Source organism: Streptomyces sp. NPDC002476, from assembly GCF_042889785.1.
In the GTDB taxonomy this organism is placed as follows: Bacteria; Actinomycetota; Actinomycetes; order Streptomycetales; family Streptomycetaceae; genus Streptomyces.
In genome coordinates this window covers 59,412-79,027 of sequence record NZ_JBIARH010000032.1, presented here as the reverse complement: position 1 = coordinate 79,027, position 19,616 = coordinate 59,412, and the positions used below count along the sequence as shown (strand labels likewise).

At 72.4% G+C, this 19,616-nt stretch carries 20 protein-coding genes and 1 pseudogene; 8 read left to right on the top strand and 13 right to left on the bottom strand.

The window, feature by feature from the left end:
* A partial coding sequence (locus tag ACFYXM_RS28580; RefSeq protein ID WP_389293593.1) for a S8 family serine peptidase occupies window positions 1-1,002 on the bottom strand: 1,002 nt, incomplete at its 3' end.
* Window positions 1,003-1,413: 411 nt separating this feature from the next.
* Between ACFYXM_RS28580 and ACFYXM_RS28575 the strand changes: the two genes are divergently transcribed.
* Complete coding sequence (locus ACFYXM_RS28575) at window positions 1,414-2,403, top strand: helix-turn-helix domain-containing protein (protein ID WP_389293591.1); 990 nt, start codon at window positions 1,414-1,416, stop codon at window positions 2,401-2,403.
* A gap of 69 nt (window positions 2,404-2,472) precedes the next feature.
* Window positions 2,473-2,955 (top strand): DUF456 domain-containing protein, encoded by a 483-nt coding sequence (locus tag ACFYXM_RS28570; protein WP_389293589.1) that lies wholly within the window; start codon window positions 2,473-2,475, stop codon window positions 2,953-2,955.
* A gap of 57 nt (window positions 2,956-3,012) precedes the next feature.
* Here ACFYXM_RS28570 and ACFYXM_RS28565 read toward each other — a convergent pair whose 3' ends face one another.
* Together ACFYXM_RS28565 and rsgA are read right to left on the bottom strand one after the other, a co-directional pair.
* Window positions 3,013-4,374 carry a DNA-3-methyladenine glycosylase 2 family protein gene (locus ACFYXM_RS28565; protein WP_389293610.1) on the bottom strand — a complete coding sequence of 454 codons (1,362 nt, stop codon included), beginning with the start codon at window positions 4,372-4,374 and terminating at the stop codon, window positions 3,013-3,015.
* Between the two features lie 142 nt (window positions 4,375-4,516).
* On the bottom strand, window positions 4,517-5,707 hold the full coding sequence (gene rsgA / locus ACFYXM_RS28560) for a ribosome small subunit-dependent GTPase A (RefSeq protein WP_389293587.1): 1,191 nt from the start codon (window positions 5,705-5,707) through the stop codon (window positions 4,517-4,519).
* Between the two features lie 377 nt (window positions 5,708-6,084).
* On the opposite strand from rsgA, the gene ACFYXM_RS28555 reads away from it, so the two are divergent.
* A complete protein-coding gene (locus ACFYXM_RS28555; protein ID WP_389293585.1) occupies window positions 6,085-6,585 on the top strand; it encodes a DUF5949 family protein in 501 nt (166 codons plus the stop codon).
* Between the two features lie 165 nt (window positions 6,586-6,750).
* On the opposite strand, the gene ACFYXM_RS28550 is transcribed toward ACFYXM_RS28555, so the two are convergent.
* From ACFYXM_RS28550 to ACFYXM_RS28520, 7 genes are all read right to left on the bottom strand, one after another.
* On the bottom strand, window positions 6,751-7,161 hold the full coding sequence (locus ACFYXM_RS28550; RefSeq protein WP_389293584.1) for a rodlin: 411 nt from the start codon (window positions 7,159-7,161) through the stop codon (window positions 6,751-6,753).
* Between the two features lie 119 nt (window positions 7,162-7,280).
* Complete coding sequence (locus ACFYXM_RS28545; RefSeq protein ID WP_389293582.1) at window positions 7,281-7,481, bottom strand: hypothetical protein; 201 nt, start codon at window positions 7,479-7,481, stop codon at window positions 7,281-7,283.
* 270 nt (window positions 7,482-7,751) lie between these two features.
* Window positions 7,752-8,162 carry a rodlin gene (locus ACFYXM_RS28540; RefSeq protein ID WP_389293580.1) on the bottom strand — a complete coding sequence of 137 codons (411 nt, stop codon included), beginning with the start codon at window positions 8,160-8,162 and terminating at the stop codon, window positions 7,752-7,754.
* Window positions 8,163-8,345: 183 nt separating this feature from the next.
* Window positions 8,346-8,636: a hypothetical protein gene (locus ACFYXM_RS28535; protein ID WP_389293578.1), complete on the bottom strand. Its 291-nt coding sequence runs from the start codon at window positions 8,634-8,636 to the stop codon at window positions 8,346-8,348.
* Between the two features lie 251 nt (window positions 8,637-8,887).
* Entirely contained in the window at window positions 8,888-9,121 is a 234-nt protein-coding gene (locus tag ACFYXM_RS28530) for a chaplin (RefSeq protein ID WP_389293576.1), read from the bottom strand.
* Between the two features lie 332 nt (window positions 9,122-9,453).
* Complete coding sequence (locus ACFYXM_RS28525) at window positions 9,454-9,855, bottom strand: rodlin (RefSeq protein WP_389293574.1); 402 nt, start codon at window positions 9,853-9,855, stop codon at window positions 9,454-9,456.
* Entirely contained in the window at window positions 9,773-10,108 is a 336-nt protein-coding gene (locus tag ACFYXM_RS28520; protein WP_389293608.1) for a hypothetical protein, read from the bottom strand. The genes ACFYXM_RS28525 and ACFYXM_RS28520 overlap by 83 nt, the downstream gene beginning before the upstream one ends.
* Window positions 10,109-10,411: 303 nt before the next feature.
* Between ACFYXM_RS28520 and ACFYXM_RS28515 the strand changes: the two genes are divergently transcribed.
* A complete protein-coding gene (locus tag ACFYXM_RS28515) occupies window positions 10,412-11,431 on the top strand; it encodes a chaplin family protein (protein WP_389293572.1) in 1,020 nt (339 codons plus the stop codon).
* A gap of 188 nt (window positions 11,432-11,619) precedes the next feature.
* Window positions 11,620-11,787: pseudogene (locus ACFYXM_RS28510) on the top strand (GntR family transcriptional regulator); the annotation flags it as partial.
* Window positions 11,788-12,028: 241 nt separating this feature from the next.
* Here the strand turns inward: ACFYXM_RS28510 and ACFYXM_RS28505 are convergent.
* Window positions 12,029-13,258, bottom strand: a complete 1,230-nt coding sequence (locus ACFYXM_RS28505) for an acetyl-CoA C-acetyltransferase (RefSeq protein ID WP_389293570.1) — start codon at window positions 13,256-13,258, stop codon at window positions 12,029-12,031.
* Between the two features lie 264 nt (window positions 13,259-13,522).
* Here ACFYXM_RS28505 and ACFYXM_RS28500 point away from each other — a divergent pair, with 264 nt between their 5' ends.
* Window positions 13,523-15,100, top strand: coding sequence for a 3-hydroxyacyl-CoA dehydrogenase (locus ACFYXM_RS28500; RefSeq protein WP_389293568.1), 1,578 nt, complete (start codon window positions 13,523-13,525; stop codon window positions 15,098-15,100).
* 136 nt (window positions 15,101-15,236) lie between these two features.
* Complete coding sequence (locus ACFYXM_RS28495; RefSeq protein ID WP_351521294.1) at window positions 15,237-15,644, top strand: VOC family protein; 408 nt, start codon at window positions 15,237-15,239, stop codon at window positions 15,642-15,644.
* A 123-nt stretch (window positions 15,645-15,767) separates the two neighbouring features.
* Here ACFYXM_RS28495 and ACFYXM_RS28490 read toward each other — a convergent pair whose 3' ends face one another.
* Window positions 15,768-16,460 (bottom strand): DUF6597 domain-containing transcriptional factor, encoded by a 693-nt coding sequence (locus ACFYXM_RS28490; protein ID WP_389293566.1) that lies wholly within the window; start codon window positions 16,458-16,460, stop codon window positions 15,768-15,770.
* A 62-nt stretch (window positions 16,461-16,522) separates the two neighbouring features.
* The gene (locus ACFYXM_RS28485) at window positions 16,523-17,680 is read right to left on the bottom strand and encodes a YihY/virulence factor BrkB family protein (RefSeq protein ID WP_389293564.1); all 1,158 of its coding nucleotides are present in this window, start codon (window positions 17,678-17,680) and stop codon (window positions 16,523-16,525) included.
* Between the two features lie 17 nt (window positions 17,681-17,697).
* On the opposite strand from ACFYXM_RS28485, the gene ACFYXM_RS28480 reads away from it, so the two are divergent.
* A complete protein-coding gene (locus ACFYXM_RS28480) occupies window positions 17,698-19,335 on the top strand; it encodes an acyl-CoA dehydrogenase family protein (RefSeq protein WP_389293562.1) in 1,638 nt (545 codons plus the stop codon).
* Window positions 19,336-19,616: the final 281 nt, after the last annotated feature.

The following is a 19,616-nucleotide window of genomic DNA, read 5'->3' as shown; positions in this document are numbered from 1 at the left end:
CCCTCCGCAGCGCGCGGGGGGGGGCCCCCGCCGGCGGCGGGCCCCCCCCCGTCGCCCCCCCTCGGGGGTGTCGGGCGCCGCCGCCCGCGCCGCCCCCGCCCCGGGGGGGGGCGCGCCCCCGACGCAGGGGGCGGCGATCTCCGGCTTGAGGGTGTGCGCGCCGATCGCGGGCCCGCAGCTGGAGAACTGGGCCGTGGAGTCGTCGCGGTCGACGGCGCCGACGGTCAGCACGCTCGGGGCGCAGCCGGGCGAGGAGACGGTGTTGTGCCTCGGGCCGGAGTTGCCCTCCGCGATCACGAACAGCGTGTCCTCGCTCCGGGCGAGCTTCTCGGCGGCGACGCTCATCGGGTCGGTGCAGTCGGTCGGCTCCGAGCTGCCGAGGCTCATGGAGACGACATCGGCCTCCTGGTCGACGGCCCACTGCATGCCGGCGGTGATCCAGGACACGGCACCGGAGCCGCCGTCGTTGAGGACCTTGCCGTTGAGCAGTTCGGTGTCGGGGGCGATGCCCTTCTTCCGGCCGTCGCTCGCGGCGCCGGAGCCGCCGACGGTGGAGATGGTGTGGGTGCCGTGGCCCTGCCGGTCGTCGGCCGTGCTGGAGTCGGTGAAGTTCTCCGAGGCGGCGATCCGGCCCTTGAGGTCGAGGGGTTCCGCGTCGGCGCCGGTGTCCGGGACGGCGACCCTGGTGCCCTTGCCGGTGTATCCGGCGGCCCAGGCGAGGTCGGACTGCCTGGTCTGCAGGAGGGGCACGGAGCCGTCCTCGCGGGGCAGCGCGGTGACCGACGCGGCCCCGGAACTGTCCGTGCGTACCAGGACCTTGTCGCCGGTGACCAGGGTGACGGTGACCAGTTCGCCCGCCTTGGAGGTGGCGCACGAACTGCCGGTCAGTGGTTTCCTCGCGGTCGCGTCGTCCTGCGGCGCTGCCGCGGACGGTGCGATCGCGGTGACGGCCAGGGCGGCGGTGGTGGCCGCCTCCAGCGCCGTACGCGATATCGGACGCATCGCTCTCCCCAAGTAACGACCTGGGGAACGATAGGGAGTGGATCAGCGAGCGGCGTCGTGCGGCTTCGAGTCCAGGGCGGAGGAGGGAGGAGGATGGGGTCTGTCCTGCTCGAAAGCAGCTGAGAGCTCGGGGAAGGGGCATCGGTGACCGACGACGACGCGGGAGGCGGAGTCGCAGGGCGTCGGGAGCCCGCTCCCTACTGCTCCCCAGGTCGTAAGACCGGGTTGCCTCTGAACAAGCAGCGGCATGCCGGAAGTTGTCGGAACTGCGGTGGCGCCACATTGGCAGAGCGCGGGGCGATGAAGGGATGATGTGCACGGCAGGTTTACGCCGTGGCCGCTTTCCGCCACGACCGGCGCCCGGAATCAGCGACGGCGTGCGGAATCAATGCGTCCGGGAGGGACCGAGGGATGTTGGGGGCCATAGGTCTCGACGAGATACAGGAGTCGGCGTACCGCGCGCTCGTGGCCGTGGGGGCCGCCGAGGTCACCGATTTGGCACACCGGCTCGCGCTCCCCGAGCCGGACACCGAACGGGCGCTGCGCAGGCTGGAGCAGCACGGTCTGGCCGCCCAGTCCTCGTCGCGCACCGGCCGTTGGGTGGCGGCGCCTCCGGCGGTGGCGCTGGGGGCCCTGCTGACGCAGCAGCGCCACGAGCTGGAGCAGGCGGAGCTGGCGGCGGCGCTGCTCGCCGAGGAGTACCGGGCGGAGGCCACCGATTCGGCCGTGCACGACCTGGTCGAGGTGGTGACGGGCGCGCGCGCGGTGGCACACCGCTTCCACCAGCTGCAGCTGGGGGCGGCGAACGAGGTGTGCGCCCTGGTCACCGGTAGGCCGGTCGCGGTGAGCGGGACGGAGAACGAGGCCGAGGAACGGGCCGCCACGCGCGGGGTGTCGTTCCGGGTGGTGGTCGAGCGGGAGGTGCTCTCGTTGCCGTCCGGGATCACGGAGCTCTCGGCGGCGCTGGGCCGCGACGAGCAGTGCCGGGTCGTCGACCGGGTGCCCACCAAGCTGGTCGTCGCCGACGCGGCCCTGGCGATGGTGCCGCTGACCGGCCGGGGCGCGGAGCCCGCGGCTCTGGTCGTGCACGGCTCCGGGCTGCTGGAGTCGCTGACGGGACTGTTCGAAGCGGTGTGGCGGGAGGCGATGCCGCTCCGGCTCGGCGAGGGAGACCTGCTGGAGGAGGTCTCCACCGGACCCGACGCGACGGACCTGGAGATCCTGTCGCTGCTGCTGGCCGGGCTGACGGACGCGAGCGTGGCGAAGCAGCTGGACCTGGGGCTGCGGACCGTGCAGCGGCGGGTGAAGGGCCTGATGGAACTGACGGGGGTGTCGACCCGGCTCCAGCTGGGCTGGCACGCGTACGAGCGGGGCTGGGTGGCCCGGGAGCCCCGGGCCTGACCCGTCGGTGCCCGGGATGCCCGGCACCGTGGACGGGCGGGACCGGCCGGACTCCGTCAGGCTGGTCGGATGGGTGTATGGCAGCTCGTCGCCGTCGGCCTGGTCATGTTCCTGGGCCTGACCGGCGTGCTGGTGCCAGGAGTGCCCGGACAGGCGATCGTCTGGGCCGCGGTGCTGTGGTGGGCGCTGGCCGACAGGACGTCGGCGGCCTGGTCCGTGCTCGTGGGGGCCACCGCGCTGCTGCTGGTGGGCCAGGCGCTGAAACCGCTGCTGCCGTCGCGCCGCCCGCACGAGTCGGGCGCCCCGCGCAGGACGTTGGTGCTCGGCGGCGTCGGCGCGGTCGTGGGCTTCTTCGTCGTCCCGGTGCTGGGTGCGCTGCTGGGCTACGTGGGGACCGTCTACGGGGTGGAGCGGCTGCGGCTCGGCAGTCGTGGCGCGGGGTGGGCATCGGTCCGCTCGGTGATGCGGGCCACGGGCTGGTCCGTGCTCGTCGAACTCTTCGCGTGCCTGCTGGTGACGGGTGCTTGGCTCGGCGTGCAGCTCTGGGCATGAGCCCGGCCCGCCCCGAAGCGCGCCCGGCCCCCGGGGCCCCCGGCCCCGCCCGTCGGCTCAGGTGACGCCGAGGAGCTCCAGATGCCGCACCCCGTACGAACGCCACGGACGCCACCTCTCCGTCCCCGGCCCGCCGCCGGGGTCCACGTCGGGGTCGCCCAGCGCCCGCATCCGGATGAGCGCCGCGGTCCCCGGACCGATCCCCGGCAACCGGAGCAGCGCCCGCTCCGCCTCGTCGCGGTCCGCCCCGGCGTCGAGCCGTATGCCCCCGTCGGCGAGCGCGGCGGTCAGCGCTCGCAGCACCGGGTCCTCCACCTCTCCGGCCAGCGCGCCCGGCTCGGGAAACACATGGGTGAGCCCGCCGGAGGGAACGTCGAGGGTCTTGCCGTACGCCTCCACCAGCCGCTCCGCCTCCGCCGCGCCCACCAGCGCCCGGACGGCGAACTCCTCCGGGTCCGCGGTCCCCGGGGAACGCAGCCCCGGACGGGCGGCGACGTGCGCCGCGAGCCGCGGATCGGCGCCGAGCCGCTCGTCGACGGCGTACGGATCGGCGTCCAGGTCGAACAGCCGCCGCAGCCGCTGCACCGCCGTCGTCAGATCACGCAGGTCCGTGAGATGGATCCGGGCGTCCAGCCAGGGCCCCGCGGACCGTTCGTCGACGGCGACGACGGCCGTGCCGTAGGGCAGGCGCAGGGTGCGCCGGTAGGTCCGGGCACCGGGCTTCCCGACGACCTCCTCGACGCGGCCGACCGCCTCGCCGGCCAGGAGGTCGAAGGCCTCGCGGGCCGCGTACGGCCCCCGGTGCGCGAGCCGCAACGGGATGCCGGTGGTGTGCGCCGCCCGGCCCGCCGCCCTGGACCCCGCCCCGGCCTCGGCCCGCAGCGCGCTCGGCGTGCGGGCGTAGATCCGCCGGATCGTTTCGTTGAACTGACGAACGCTGGCGAAGCCGGAAGCGAAGGCGATCTCCGTCACGGGCAGCCCGGTCGTCTGCAGCAGCACCCGCGCGGTGTGGGCGCGCTGGGCCCGGGCCAGCGCGACGGGTCCGGCGCCCAGTTCCGCGTTGAGCTGCCGCTGCACCTGGCGCGCGCTGTAGCCGAGCCGGTGCGCCAGACCGGGCACGCCCTCCCGGTCGACCACACCGTCCCCGATCAGCCGCATGGCGCGTCCGACGACGTCGGCGCGTACGTTCCACTCCGCCGAGCCGGGCACGGCGTCCGGGCGGCAGCGTCGGCACGCCCGGAAGCCGTGGCCCTGGGCGGCGGCCGCGGTCGGGAAGAAGCGGACGTTCTTCCGCTTGGGGGTGACGGCGGGGCAGCTCGGCCGGCAGTAGATACCGGTCGTCTCGACGGCGAAGAAGAATTCCCCGTCGAACCGGGCGTCGCGGCTGCTCACCGCCTCGTACCTGGTCGTTTCGTCCATCACACCGTCCAGTGTGCGGCACCCGCCGGCACCGCACTGGCGGATTTCGGACATCGGGCCCGGCGTCGCGGCCCAGGCCCTGTCGCCGAACTGCCGCCTGCCGTGCGGCCTCCGCCGGACGACGGCACTTCGACGGCAGGGCTTACCGCGTCCTGCCGCGCTTCGCTTCCATGGCCGCCCTGCCCTCGGCCCCTCTGCGCTTCCATTCGCGCAGCATCTCCGACCGCACCCGGGCATCGGTCCTGGCCACGATGCGCCGGTTCTCGCGGAGCAGCTTGCGGAAGCTGTCGAGGCGCCGGTGGGACAGTGAGCCGTCCTCGACCGCGGCGAGCACCGCGCAGCCGGGCTCGGACCGGTGGGCGCAGTCGTGGAACCGGCAGTGCTCGGCCAGTTCCTCGATCTCGGAGAAGACCTGACCGACGCCGGTCTCCGCGTCCCAGAGCCCGACGCCGCGCAGCCCGGGGGTGTCGATGAGCACGCCCCCGAAGGGCAGCACCAGCAGATTGCGGGTCGTGGTGGTGTGGCGGCCCTTGCCGTCGACCTCGCGCGCGGCCTGCACCTCCATCACGTCGCGGCCGAGCAAGGTGTTGGCGAGGGTCGACTTGCCCGTTCCGGAGACCCCGAGCAGCACGCTCGTGCCACCCGACACGATCGCGGAGAACACGTCCAGTCCCTCGCCCGTGACGGAGCTGACGGGAAGCACCTGCACACCGGGCGCGACGGCCTCGATGTCCTGGACGAGGTGCGACAGCGTCGTGGCGTCCGGCACGAGATCGGCCTTGGTCAGCACCACGACCGGTTCGGCGGCACCGTCCGCGGCGTCCGCCCCGTCGCGGAGCAGCGCCGCCCCGTCGGTGCTGGACATGGCGAGCGCGAGGAAGCGCTCCACCCGTCCCAGGTCGAGTTCCGCGGCGAGCGAGACGCAGATGGCGATGTGGTCCACGTTGGTGGCGAGGACCTGTCCCTCGGAACGCTGCGACGTCGTCGAGCGGACGAAGGCCGTACGCCGCGGCAGCAGCGCCCGTACGAACCGCGGATCCCCGTCGGGGTCGACGGCGGCCCAGTCACCGGTGCAGACGATGCGCATGGGATCGCGCGGGACGACGAACGCGGTGTCGGCCCTCAGCGTCCCTCGCGGGGTGACGACGTCGCACTGCCCGCGATCGACCCGCACCACGCGCCCGGGCAGCAGCCCCTGCGCGGCGTACGGGGCGAACGCGGCGGCCCAGCCGTCGTCCCAGCCGTACGCGGACGGATGTGCGACGGACGTGTCCTGGAAGAAAACGGAAGAGTCGGAAGAGAAGGAGGAAGAACCAGAGAACTGGGAGGACAAGGGAAACCCTTCGAAGGGTGGCCCCGGCAACGCGCTCACAGGCGCGCGGTGTTGTCGAACGAAGAGGTCAGCCGGCGACCACGGGGGCGGGAACGATGCTTCTGCGGTGGGCAACACCCATCTCGGCGACAGTCATCAATGTCCTCACCTCCTGGTTCACGCACGGGACCGGCACCGGCGGCGGTCCGCCGCCCGGCGACGCCGCACACGATAGCCCGCGACCACGAGGCGCCGTCAACACGTTTTCCCGCCCCCGCCTTGTCCACCCGGAGCCGCGACGCGGCCCTGACGGCATTCATCGGAGATATCCGACGATATCCCTCGATCAGGTGATACACATGCACATGGACCGCTCATCGGCCGTTATGGTGCCGAGCATGACCTCACCCCAGACGGCCACCGGCACGTTCACCCAAGCCCAGTTGGGCACGATCTCGCTGATCGGGTGGAGCGGCGAACACCCCGACGGAGGCCCCGACGCCGCCTTCCTTCTCGTCTACTCGCTGGGCGACGGTGCGGAAGGCCCGGCCACCGGCGAGACAGCCATGCGCGCGTCCCTGGAGCGCAGCGGACTGCCGGTGGGCACCGGTCCGGTGTACGCGGCCGAGACCCCGGGGCTTCCGGTCAAGCTGCTCGTCCAGGCCGGCCAGGCAGTCCTGACGCTCCCTCACTTCACCGCCCAGTACCCGGCCCCGGCCGAGTGGCTGGCCGCCGCCGAGCAGCGCGGCGAGGTGAACGTCATGTTCGCCACTCACCCGTGGCCCCAGGGCGCGCCGGGCCGACCGGTCGGTGAGGACCTGCTGCGGGCCTTCGCGGGGGACCCGAACGTCATCATGACCTCGGCCCACTGCGTCCTTCCGGTACGCAGCCTCGGCTGAACCCACCCCCGTACGCGCGAGATGCCCACCGCCCCCGTGGAGCGGTGGGCATCTCGCTGTGGACGGAGCCCGGGGCACGGCCCCGGCTCCACCTCCGCGACACCGGACACGGAGTGCGGGCGGCCTCGGATCGTCTTCGCGCGACTGCCCGCACCCGAGTGGGCGTCAGTCGTTGGCGATGCCGTTGCCGGAGAGCACCGGGATGTTGCTGAGGATGTGCGACAGCGGCTCGTCCCCCTTGGCCTGCGTCGAGCTCTCGGCGCACTGCTGGTTCTGCGGCGAGGACAGCACGTTGACGTCCTGGGCCGTGGCCGGGACCAGCAGGCCGACGAGCGAACCGGCGTTGGCCTTGACCGGCGCACCGAGGCAGAGCTTGTTCAGCGAGCCCTGGATGAGCTGCGCCTGGGGGCTGCCGTCGCCGTAGGTCACGGCGTTGCCGAACGCGTCCGTGGCGTCATTGCCGTTGACCGACGTGGTGCCCTCGTCATTGCCGACCGCCATGGCCGCAGGGGCAACAGCGGCGGACAGGCCCATCAGGGACACGACCACGGCTGCGCCGGCCATCATCTTCTTCATTACGCTTCACCTTTCGGAGCGTCCCGTTGTGGAACGCATTGATCAACCCACTACGGGAGCGACAGTTCCGCATAACCACCTAAATGGGTTCGATCCTGCGCGAGTTCGACCCGCACCGCTCACCCGTCGACAGAGCTCTCGGGCGTACGGGCGGCGGGAACGCGGCATCCAGTGCGGGGCCGCGCCTGTCGCCCGGGCGGCATCGGCTGCGCTCCGCTGCGGGCCGCCCGCCATTCGGCGAGCAACCGGTCGTAGATGGGTGTGGCGTCCTGCGCGTGCCGCCGGCCGCCGTGGGGGCGTTGACTGTCGTACTGGTCCATGTCCGGTCCCTACCCGATACACCGGGCGACGTCCGCCGCCGCTACGGCAACCGGCCCAGTGCGCCCGCCCGTTCGGGGGGTGGCGGGACTCCGGACGCACGCCGTGGGGCCGACGCGTCCGGCCCGCCGGAGAACCGGCTGCGGCCTGGATGCGTCGGCCCCACGGGTTTCGCACACTATGGACAGGCGGACTCGAAGCCGCACACGACGCCGTGCCGTACGCAGACGAGGCGTTCGGGATCGGCGTCGGGCGGCCGGAGCCTCGGTGTCCTAGTTGTTGCCGGCGCCGTTGCCGGACAGGATCGGGATGTTGCTCAGGATGTGCGACAGCGCCTCGTCGCCCTTGGCCTGCGTCGAGTTCTCCGTGCACTGCTGGTTCTGCGGCGACGCGAGGACGTTGATGTCCTGGACGGAGACCGGGACGACACCGACGAGCGAACCGGCATTGGCCTTGGCCGGCAGGGCGATGCAGGGCTTGTTGAGCGAGCCCTGGATGAGCGCGAACTGCGGGCTCCAGTCGCCGTGGGTGGCGGAGTTGCCGTACGACTGGACGGCTCCGTTGCCGTTGACCGAGGTCGTACCGGCGTCGTTCCCGACGGCCATGGCCTGCGGGGCCATCGCGGCGGACACACCGGCGATGGAAACGGCGACGGCCGCCGAGGCCATCATCTTCTTGATCATGGAAAAGCCCTTCTGATTATTCTTCTTTGCTCGCCTGTCCGGAGCACCCTGATCAACTCACGGTGACAAGAATGGTTGTGGCGATTCACTCGAACGATTCTTCTCCACACGGTTGTTCGTCGCGCCCATGGTGCGGAGAGGAACAGAATCCGCGAATGCGGGAATTCGGGCCGCCGTGCCGGATCAGCCGCCGGCCGGGAGGCCGCCGAGGAGCGGTACCGTGCCCTTGGCCGCACCGGCGGCCTGGTCGGTCAGCCCGGTGACGGTGCCCTGCCTGTGCATCTTCTCCGCAGCGCCCCCGACCGTGTCGATGAGCGGGTCGACGGCCCGCGGCGCGCTGGCCGTCACCTGGTTGACGCCGCCGGTGAGGCTGAAGTCGGGGACCGTGGCATGGGTGACGGCGAACGCAGGAGCAGCCGTTCCCAGAGCGACCACGGAACCGGCGACGAACGCAGCGGACTTCGCGTACTTCACTTTCGGGATTCCCTTCTGCAGCGGCTTCTCATCGGTCGCGCACGCGCGGCCGTGCCGGCCTCTTTGGCTGTTGCTTCCGCCGCATTCCCTCTGGGTAACGACGCGGCCGCGACCGGGCAACTGGAGGGGACGGGATTTCCTGGCGACACATCGCGCACCCACCGGGAAGGAAAAAGGGAAAGACCTCGGAACGCGATCGAATGCGTTCCGAGGCCTTTCCGTCATGGGCGTTCGCCCCGACCGACCTTGAATCAGCCGTTGATGCAGAAGTTGCCGATGGCAGGGTTGAGAACGCCGACCGCGGAGACGGTGTTGCCGCAGGCGTTGACCGCAGTGTAAATCGGGGCCTGGATGACATCGCCCGACACCACACCCGGGGAGAGGGAGGTGCCGCCGGTTGCACCGGCGTCGGCAAAGGCAGGCGCGGCGGCACCCATTGCCATCAGGGTTCCGGCTGCGACGGCGGCGACCTTGGTGTACTTCACTTCTATCCCTTTCTTCGACGGAGTCCTAAGCGGCCACGTCCTTCGTGCCGCACGAGCGCGGTCCTGATCACTCGTGACTCCGCCGCTGCGATTGATAACGACGTAGGACCGTGATCGAAACCCTTCTGGCAGAAGAATTTCGGAAATCGCCCGAAAGACTGAGCACCTATGTGCTGCCGGTCCGGCGGCAGCGAGGGAGCGTCGTCGGGCCATTCCGTTCACCGTCCCGCCGGAATGACCCGGCGTGACGGCGACGGAACGGGCAGCGGCGGGCCCGGACCGTACGGAGGAGGAACGCCGACGGCCCGGGCCTGTCACTGCGGCCGGCCGGATCAGCTGTTGCCGACGCCGTTGCCGGAGAGCACCGGGATGTTGCTCAGGATGTGCGACAGCGGCTCGTCGCCCTTGGCCTGGGTGGAGTTCTCGGTGCACTGCTGGTTCTGCGGCGAGGACAGCACATCGACGTCCTGGACCGTGACCGGGATCCCGCCGATGAGCGAGCCGGGGTTGGCATTGAGCGGCAGGCCGACGCACGCCTTGTTCAGGCTGCCCTGGACCAGGTCGAACTGCGGGCTTCCGTCACCATGGGTCACAGCGTTGCCGAACCACTGCGAGGCTCCGTTGCCGTTGACCGAGGTCGTACCGCCGTCGTCACCGACCGCCAAGGCCTGCGTCGCGCCCAGACCGAGGATGGAGGCGGCCACGGCGCCTGTGGCCAGAACCTTCTTGATCACGATTAACCCTTCTCGTACCGGATGCCCCGTACCGGAGCTTCCTGCCCAACTCGCGAACGGGCCTTTGGTTCTCTCCATTCACCCGAACGCCGAAGGCGCACGGGCAGCAGTACGAAGGTAGGCAAGGAATACTGCAGAAGCGTTTCACCACTCCTTCCATTCTGCGGCAGACAGCAACTCCCTTTTTCGCACCCCCGGTTGAGCAGGACGCAACCGCGCGACAACCACGCCGGGGCGGTCCCGTACATGCAATCCGTTCGAGTGGTCACAAAAATTCCACGAAATACGAGTTTCCTCGACATTTCCTACTCGTTATGAGTGTCACCAGGTGTGCGGCCCTGGTGTGTGCCCGGCAGGAGGTGGATTCATCGCGTGAAGAACCGTGAGGAACGCTGCGACGCGTTCCCCCCATTCCGCCGTGACCACCGCCGAAGGCCCGTCCATGGAGATCGTCCGGGGGTCGTCCCCGGCGAAAGCCGTACCGCCTGACGAACGAGCCGCGAGCCCCCGCGCTCGCGCGACGTGTCCTAGGAAAGGGCAATCAATGCGAAAAGCCTTGAGTAAAAGCGTGCTGGTGATGGCGGCGGCGTCAGGCATCCTGGCCGCCACCGGCGGGTACGCGTTCGCGGACGCCTCCGCCGGGAGCGACGCCGTCGGTTCGCCGGGCGTCGGCTCGGGCAACGCCGTGCAGGTGCCGGTGCATGTTCCCATCAATCTCTGCGGCAACACGGTCAATGTGATCGGTCTGGTGAACCCGACATTCGGCAACGAGTGCGAGAACGAGGGCGGTCAGGAAAGCGGCACGGGCGACCAGGGCGCGAGCGCCGAGGGCGTCACGGCCGGTTCCGCCGGGGTGCTCTCCGGCAACCGCGTCCAGGTTCCGGTGGACGTTCCGGCCAGCGTGTGCGGCAACACGGTCGATGTCGTCGGCGCGCTCAACCCCGCGCTCGGCAACGGGTGCGAGAACGAGTCGGGGAACGCGACGCCGACGCCGGTCCAGCCTCCGGTCGAGCCCCCGGTCCAGCCGCCGGTCGAGCCCCCGGTCCAGCCGCCGGTCGAGACGCCGGTCGAGTCCCCGGCCCAGCCCCCCGCCCAGACACCGGTCGAGACACCGGCCCAGCCGCCGGTCGAGACGCCAGTCGAGACGCCGGCCCAGCCGCCGGTCGAGACGCCAGTCGAGACGCCGGTCGAGACACCGGCCCAGCCGCCGGTCGAGACGCCGGTCGAGTCCCCGGCCCAGCCGCCGGTCGAGACGCCGGTCGAGTCCCCGGCCCAGCCCCCGCACAAGCCGTGGCACAAGCCGTGGCACAAGCCGTCGGTCGTCCACCACCACCAGCACCACCACCAGCACCACCACGACTGCCCTCCGGAGCACCACCACAACTGGCACAAGCCCGCCACCCACCACTGGTCGCACAAGCCGGTCCACCACAAGCCGCACTGGCACCACCACGACAAGCCGCAGCTGGCACACACCGGTTCTGACACCAACCTGGGTCTGGCCGGCGGTGCGAGCGCCGCGATGGTGCTCGGTGGCGCCCTGCTGGTGCGCCGCACCCGCGCCTCGAAGGGCTGACGCGCACAGCCGACTGCCGACAGGCAGGTGACGGACGGATCCGTCGGTGCGGCCGGGGCCGCGCCGACGGATCTTCTGCATGCCTGTCGCCCGGAACATCGGATGTCTGATGCCTTGGCAGCGTGTTGCCCCGGCCCGACGAGCGGGAGGGCCGAGAGGCAGAGGATCGAGAGGTCGGGATTCCACGTATGTCCGGCGCGAAGTCCGGTCGGCGGTCGCTCCGGCAGGGAGTCGTCGAGGGCATCAAGCGCCACATCCTCGAGGAGCGGCTGCGCCCCGGGGATCCGCTGCCTCCCGAGCCGGCCCTGTGCGAGGCGCTCGGCGCCGGCCGTGCCGGCGTCCGCGAGGCGGTCGAGATCCTCGACGCCCTGGAGAGCACTTCCCGGCGGGCCGACATCGTCGCCCAGGACGGCGAGGCGGGCGGACACGGTGGATCGCGCGGCACCCTGCCGTTCGTCCCCGCCATGGTGGATCTCGGGGCCGAGCGCGCCCTCGCCTCGGCGCGCGCCGGCCTGTCCCCCGGGCTCCGGAGCGGTGCCGAGGGACAGCGGCGTGCCGACGGCCCCGGCGCGCGCACGACGCGCCGAGCCCCGTGTGTCAGGGCCGGACGCGTTCGAAGACCGCGGCGAGGCCCTGGCCGCCGCCGATGCACATCGTCTCCAAGCCGTAGCGGGCCTCGCGGTGGTGCATCTCGCGGGCCAGGGTGGCGAGGATGCGGGCGCCGGTCGCACCGACCGGATGGCCGAGCGAGATGCCGGAACCATTCACGTTGACGCGCTGCTCGTGATCGGTCTCGCCGAGCCCCAGTTCGTGGGTGCAGGCGAGCACCTGGGCGGCGAACGCCTCGTTGATCTCGATCAGGTCGAGGTCGTCGAGCGTCAGCCCGGCGCGGTCGAGGACGGCGCGGGTCGCGGGGACGGGGCCCAGGCCCATGGTCGCGGCGGGCACCCCGGCGCGGGCGAAGGAGACGAGCCGGACCAGCGGGGTCAGACCGAGCCGTTCGGCGGTGGCGGCGCTGGTCACCAGGCAGGCGGCGGCCGCGTCGTTCTGGCCGCTGGCGTTGCCCGCGGTCACGGTGGCGTCGGGGTCGGACGCGGCCATGACCGGGCGCAGCGCGGCGAGTTGTTCGGCGGTGGTGTCGGGGCGGGGGTGCTCGTCGGCGGTGACGACCGTCTCGCCCTTGCGGGTCCGTACGGTCACGGGGACGATCTCGGCGTCGTACCGTCCCTCCGCCGCCGCCCGGGCGGCCCGCTGCTGCGAGCGCAGGGCGAGGGCGTCCTGGTCGGCGCGGCCGATGCCGTAGGCGCGGCGCAGGTTCTCGGCGGTCTCGATCATGCCGCCCGGTACGGGGTGGTGGAGGCCGCCCGCGGTGACCCTGCCCCGGGCCAGCGCGTCGTGGAGCTGGAGGCCGGGGCCCTTGATGCCCCAGCGGCCCTCGTGCGTGTAGTAGGGGGCGGTGCTCATCACGTCGACGCCGCCCGCGACGACGACCTCGCTGAAGCCGGCCCGGATCTGCATGGCCGCGTCGAGGACGGCCTGGAGCCCGGAGCCGCAACGGCGGTCGGTCTGGACGCCGGTGACGGTCTCGGGCAGTCCGGCGTCGAGTGCGACGACCCGGCCGATGGCGGGGGCCTCGGCGGAGGGGTAGGCGTGCCCCAGGATCACCTCGTCGACCGCCCCGGGGTCGATGCCGGTACGGGCGACGATCTCCGTGACGACGCGTGCGGCGAGGGCCGCCGGGGTCTGCCGGGCGAACACTCCCCCGAAGCGGCCGATGGGGGTGCGCAGCGGTTCGCAGATGACGATGTCGGGCTGCTGGTCGGGCACGGCGTGACCTTTCGGTGGTGAGGTCGTGCGGCCGGGTGGGCGGGCGCCTTTCCCGACGGGCGGGTCCCTCGGTCCTGGATCACCGGACGGTAGTCCCGACGCGACTCTAATTTCGCGGGCAACGGTGATCAATAGCCCCTGCCCTGCCGGAGACCGGTGGCAGGTCGGCGTCATGGGATCGCCCGGGAGCCGGACCGCGCGCCGCGATCGCGTCTATCGTCGCTGGGTCGGATCACCTGTCACCCCGAGAGGACCTCAACCGCCATGCGTATCAGGATCGTCGGCGCCGGGGCCATGGGCCGCGGCATCGCCCAGTGGGCGGCGACAGCCGGACACACCGTCGAGTTGTGCGACGCGCGTACGGAAGCGGTGACGGCCGCGGTGGACTTCGTACGGTCCATGCTCGAACGGGCCGTGGAGAAGGGCCGGTCGTCAGCCGAGGAGTCCGCGGCCGCCCTGGAACGGCTGGTCGCGCTGGACGACCCGTGGGCGCCGGGCCCCGACGTGGAACTGGTCGTCGAGGCCGTGCGGGAGGATCTCGGCACCAAGACGGAGGTCTTCGGCCGCCTCGAACAGGTGCTGCCCGCGACGGCGGTCTTCGCGACCAACACCTCGTCCCTGTCGGTCACCCGCATCGCCGCCACGCTGAAGGACCCGACCCGGCTGGCCGGGCTGCACTTCTTCAACCCGGTGCCGCTGATGCGGATCGTCGAGATCGTGCCGGGCGCGGCCACCCGCCCGGAGATCCCGCCCGCCCTCACCGCGTTCGTCGAGGGCTGCGGGCACCGCGCCGTCACCGTCGCCGACACCCCCGGCTTCCTCGTCAATCACGCCGGTCGCGGCCTGGTGACGGAGGCCCTCGCGCTGCTGGAGGAGTCGGTCGCGCGGCCGGCCGACATCGACCGGATCGCCCGTGACGTGCTCGGTCTGCGCATGGGCCCCTTCGAGCTGATGGACCTCACCGGTCTGGACGTGACGGCCGCGGTGATCGACTCCATCTGGCAGGGGTTCCGGTACGCGGACCGGCTCCGCCCCTCCTACCTCACCCCGAACCGGGTGGCCGCCGGGCTGCACGGCCGCAAGACCGGGCGCGGCTGGTTCGCCTACGGCCCCGACGCCCCCGCCCCGGCCCCGGAGCCGCCGGTCACGGGCGACGCGGACCGTCCCGTGTTCGTCCACGGCTCCGGTCCCGGGGACGGCGGCGCGGCGGCACTGCGCGAGGCCCTGACGGCCGCGGGCGCCGTCGTCGAGACGGGTGCCGGGCCGACGTCCGGGGCGGTCGTGCTGGTCCCGGTCTGGGGTACGTCGGTGGCCTCGGCCGTCGCCGAGCACGGGCTGCCCCCGAGCCGTTCCTTCGGGGTCGACCCGTTGCCCGCGGCCGGGCGGCGCCGGGTGCTGGCCGTGACCCCGGCGGCGGATCCGGCCGCCGCGCGCGACGCCCGCGCGGTGCTGGGCCGGGCGGGCGACGGCGGCGACGCGTACGCGGTCTCGGTGGTGCGGGACACGGCGGGTTCGGTGGCGCAGCGGCTGCTGGCGTCGATCGTGTCGGTGGCGTCGTCGATCGCGGAACGCTCCATCGCCTCCCCCGCCGACATCGACCTGGCCGTCACGGCCGGGCTCGGCTACCCGGTCGGTCCGCTGGCCTGGGGCGACCGGATCGGTGCCGCCCGGATGCTGGAGCTGCACCGGGCGCTGCACCGCACGACGGGCGACCCGCGCCACCGCCCGAGCCGCTGGGTGACCGAGCGCGCCCTGCTCGGTCTCGCGCTGACGGATCCGGGGACGTCGCCCGACGACTGCGTGGACGGTGCGGACCGCGCGGACGGCACGGGCGCCCCGTAGCCGCGCGGCGGCGGGCGGGGACACCCCGGCGCTCGACCCAGTGGCTCCCCGCCCGTACCGTCCGGGCCGTTGCCGACGGCCCGGACGTGTCCGTTTCGTACAAGACCCGGCGCGGCGCCCGGCCTACGGTCGGGGCATGACTCCACACATGGACGCGATCGGCATCATCACCGCGGATCTGGCCGCTTCGCTCGCCTTCTACCGCAGGCTCGGGCTCGACATCCCCGCCGACGCGGATTCCGCACCCCATGTCGAAGTGGCGCTCCCCGGCGGGCAGCGCCTGCTGTGGGACACCGAGGACGTCGTCCGGTCGTTCGACCCCGGATGGACGGCGCCGAGCGGCGGTGAGCGTCTCGGGCTCGCCTTCCGCTGCGACGGCGCGGCGGAGGTGGACGCGGTGTACGAGGACCTGACGGGTGCCGGGTACCGGGGGCATCTGAAGCCGTGGGACGCGGTGTGGGGCCAGCGGTACGCGATGGTGCTCGATCCGGACGGCTGCGCGGTGTCGTTGTTCGCCGACCGCGACCGAGAGCCTGTCGGGTGACCTTCGATCGGTGTGGTGCGTCGCGGGCGAAAGGGCGCCCGCGTGCGGGACGTGTGCGGGACGTAGGCGGGCGTTCCGGGACTCGACGAGGTGCCGCGGCTGTCGTCGGGCGCCCGCCGGGGATTACGGGCCGGCCCTCAGATGGGCGGTCAGGGTGGTGCCGGTCAGGTCGCGCATCTCCCGCGCGAGGTGGGCCTGGTCGGTGCAGCCCGCCATGACCGCCGCCTCGGCGTACGGGGTACCGGAGCGGACGAGGGCGAGGGCGCGCCGCAGCCGCAGGATCCGTGCGAGCGTCTTGGGTCCGTAGCCGAAGGCCGCGAGCGAACGGCGGTGCAGTCGGCGGGCGCCCAGGCCGGCCGACCGCGCGGTGTCCGCGACGGACCGGCCCTCGCCCAGGTGCGCGGCGACGGATCGCATGAGGGGGTCCGGGGGCTCGGTGTCCGCGGCCCGGCGCAGGGCGATCGCCTCCAGCGCGGCGGCCGGATCGGGGGCTTCGGCCACGCGTTCGGTGAGGTCGCGGACCAGCGCGCTCGGCCAGAGATCCGCGAGGCCGACCCGGCGGTCGCGCAGTTCGTGCGCCGGTACGCCGAGGAGGGCGGGGGCCGTGCCGGGAGCGAAACGGATTCCGGCGTACCGGCCGCCCGTCACGCCGTCCGGCACGTGGGCGTGGGTGTCGGGGCCCGCGACGAGCAGCCGGCCGCCGATCCAGAGCAGGTCCATGCACCCGTCGGGAAGCACCGGATGTGCGGAGCCCTCCGGCACGCGCAGGGTCCAGAGGGTCGCGCCGTCGAACCCCGACGCCCGTTCCTCGTACAACGTCCGCTCCTCGTACGACCGTCCCCTCCACGCGGCTCCTCCCGCGCCGTTCCTGGGCCGCCTCAGTCCTCGGGCGGTCCGGCCGGCTTGTCCGGGTCCTTGTCGCGGCTCGGCTGCAGTCGCGACTTCACGTCCTCCGGCGGCAGGAACCGCGACCAGCGTTCCGGGAACTCGGACGGCATGTAGGCGCAGTCGCCGTCCTCGCCTTCGTCCCCCTCGCCGCTGCTCTCCGCCCGCGCCCGCGCGACCAGTTCGGCCGCCTGGGCCGCCCGGACCCGGTCGTTGGCCGCGCGCGCCGCGGCCGTCGCCAGCGAGGGCCACACCCGGTCGATGGCGGCGTTGACCGCCGCCCCGACCAGCACCGCGAACGCGGAGACGCCGATCCACAGCAGGACCGCGATCGGCGCCGCCAGCGATCCGTAGATCGTGGGGCCCTCGACCGCGCTGGTGAGGTAGATCCGCAGCAGGAAGCTGCCGAGCACCCACATCACGAACGCCACCAGCGCTCCCGGCACGTCCTCCTTCCACGGCGAACGGACCGGCACGGACACGTGGTAGAGCGTCGTCAGGAAGGCGATCGACAGCAGGACCACCAGGGGCCAGTACAGGATGCTTATGAGTTCGGTGCCCCACGGCACCAGCTCCACGACCCGGTCCGGGCCCACCACGAGCAGCGGCAGCACGACGGCTCCCAGCAGCAACGCGATCACGTAGAGCAGGAAGGCGAGCAGCCGGGTCTTGACGATGCCGCGCTGGCCGTCGAGGCCGTACATCACCGTGATCGTGTCGATGAAGACGTTGACCGCGCGCGAGCCCGACCAGAGCGCGATCGCGAAGCCGATCGAGATGACGTCGGGCCGGGCGCCGGTGGTGACGTCCGCCAGCAGCGGCTTGGCGAACTCGTTCACGCCCCGCTCGCTGAGCACCGTGTGCGCGGCGTTCAGGATGTTGCGCTCGATCGAGGCGACCGTCGTGGTGCTGGTCCACTCGTCCACGTAGCCGAGCAGTCCGATCAGGCCGAGGAGCAGCGGGGGCAGGGACAGCAGGGTGAAGAACGCCGCCTCCGCCGCGAGTCCCAGGATGCGGTACTCCATGCACGAGTTGACGGTGTCCTTGAGCAAGTGCCAGGCCAGCTTCCGCTTGGACACGTTGCGGTAGAGGGCTCGGACCCGGTGGAGCCGCCCCGCCGGCCGTTCGGGTGTTTCATTCGCTGCCTGCACGTCTTTACCGTATCGGCATGGCACCCACCACCCACACCGTGACCAACCAGGTACCGCCGCTGGTCGGCTATGACGTCTTCGCGGCGGATCTCGCGCTTTCCGAGGCGGTACGGCGTCATCTGCCGGCCGAGCCGTCCGCCGCGGCCCTGACCGAACTCGGTGAGCTGGGCAGGGCCGCCGGTTCCGCGCAGGCACAGGCGTGGGGCGCGCAGGCGAACGGGAATCCGCCGGTGCTGCGTTCCCACGACCGGTACGGGAACCGCATCGACGAGGTCGAGTTCCACCCGGCCTGGCACCGGCTGCTGGGGCACGCGGTGGGCGCCGGGCTGACCGACGCGTGGGGCAGGCCCGGCGGTCATGTGCGGCGGGCGGCCGGCTTCCTGGTGTGGACGCAGGCCGAGGCGGGCCACGGTTGTCCCGTGTCGATGACGCACGCGGCGGTGCCCGCGCTGCGCACCGATCCGGCGCTGGCCCGGGAGTGGGAGCCGCTGCTGACGTCGACGGTGTACGAGCAGGGGCTGCGACCGCCCGGGGAGAAGGCCGGGGTGCTCTTCGGGATGGGCATGACGGAGAAGCAGGGCGGCACGGACGTGCGCTCCAGCACGACCCGGGCGCAGCCGCTGTCGGCGGCGGGCGAGTATCTGCTCACCGGGCACAAGTGGTTCTGCTCGGCGCCGATGTCCGACGCCTTCCTGGTGCTGGCCCAGGCACCGGGCGGCCTGACCTGCTTCCTGCTGCCCCGGGTGCTGCCGGACGGCACCCGCAACCCCTTCGCGATCCAGCGGCTGAAGGACAAGCTGGGCAACCGGTCGAACGCGTCGGCCGAGGTCGAGTTCGAGGGCACGTGGGCGCGCCGGGTCGGCGAGGAGGGGCACGGGCTGCGGACCATCATGGAGATGGTGGCGGCGACTCGGCTGGACTGCGTGACCGGTTCGGCGGCTCTGATGCGGCAGGCGGCGGCGCAGGCGATCCACCACTGCGCGTACCGCGGCGTGTTCGGCGGGCCGCTGATCGAGAAGCCGCTGATGCGCAACGTGCTGGCCGATCTGGCGCTGGAGTCGGAGGCGGCGACGGTGCTGGCCGTGCGGCTGGCCGCGGCGTACGACGCGGACACCGAAAGCGAACGGGCGTTCCTGCGGATCGCCGTGCCCGCGGCGAAGTACTGGGTGACGAAGCGGTGCACGCCGATGGTGGCCGAGGCGCTGGAGTGCCTGGGCGGCAACGGGTACGTGGAGGAGTCCGGGATGCCCCGGCTGCTGCGGGAGGCGCCGCTCAACTCGATCTGGGAGGGCTCGGGGAACGTCCAGGCGCTCGATGTGCTGCGGGCGCTGCGGTGCGAGCCGTCGGCGCTGAACGCCTTCCTCCAGGAGGTCGGCCGGGCGCGCGGCGCGGATCACCGGCTGGACGGGGCGATCAAGGGCATGCTGACGGAGCTGGCCGATCTGGAGGGGATCGAGGCCCGGGCCCGTCGGCTGGTGGAGCGGATGGCGACGGTGCTCCAGGGTTCGCTGCTGGTGCGCTGGGCGCCGCCGGAGGTCGCCGACGCGTACTGCGCGTCGCGGCTGGGCGGGGACCGGGGCTCGGCCTTCGGGACGCTGCCGCACAGTCTCGATCTGGCGGCGGTGGTGGAACGGGCCCGTCCGGTCGAGCGGTAGCCGCCCCGGGCGGAGCCGGGCGGGGCGGTACGCGGGTGGCCCGGTGACGGGGGTGAAGCGCGTGAGTCGGGTGCCCGGTTCACGCGTACGTGGGAGGTGGCGCGTGCGGGCGCAGCGACGGGGGGTGGTGCTGCGCCGACACGGCACCACCCCCCATGCTGTGCACACCGACCGGCGGTGCACAGGCGCCGCCGCACGGTGTTCCGTCACTCTCGTACGGACCTGCACCCCCTCGCCAGAGTTGCAAAGGGTTGCAACCATTGTGTGGAGTGCGCGCTGTC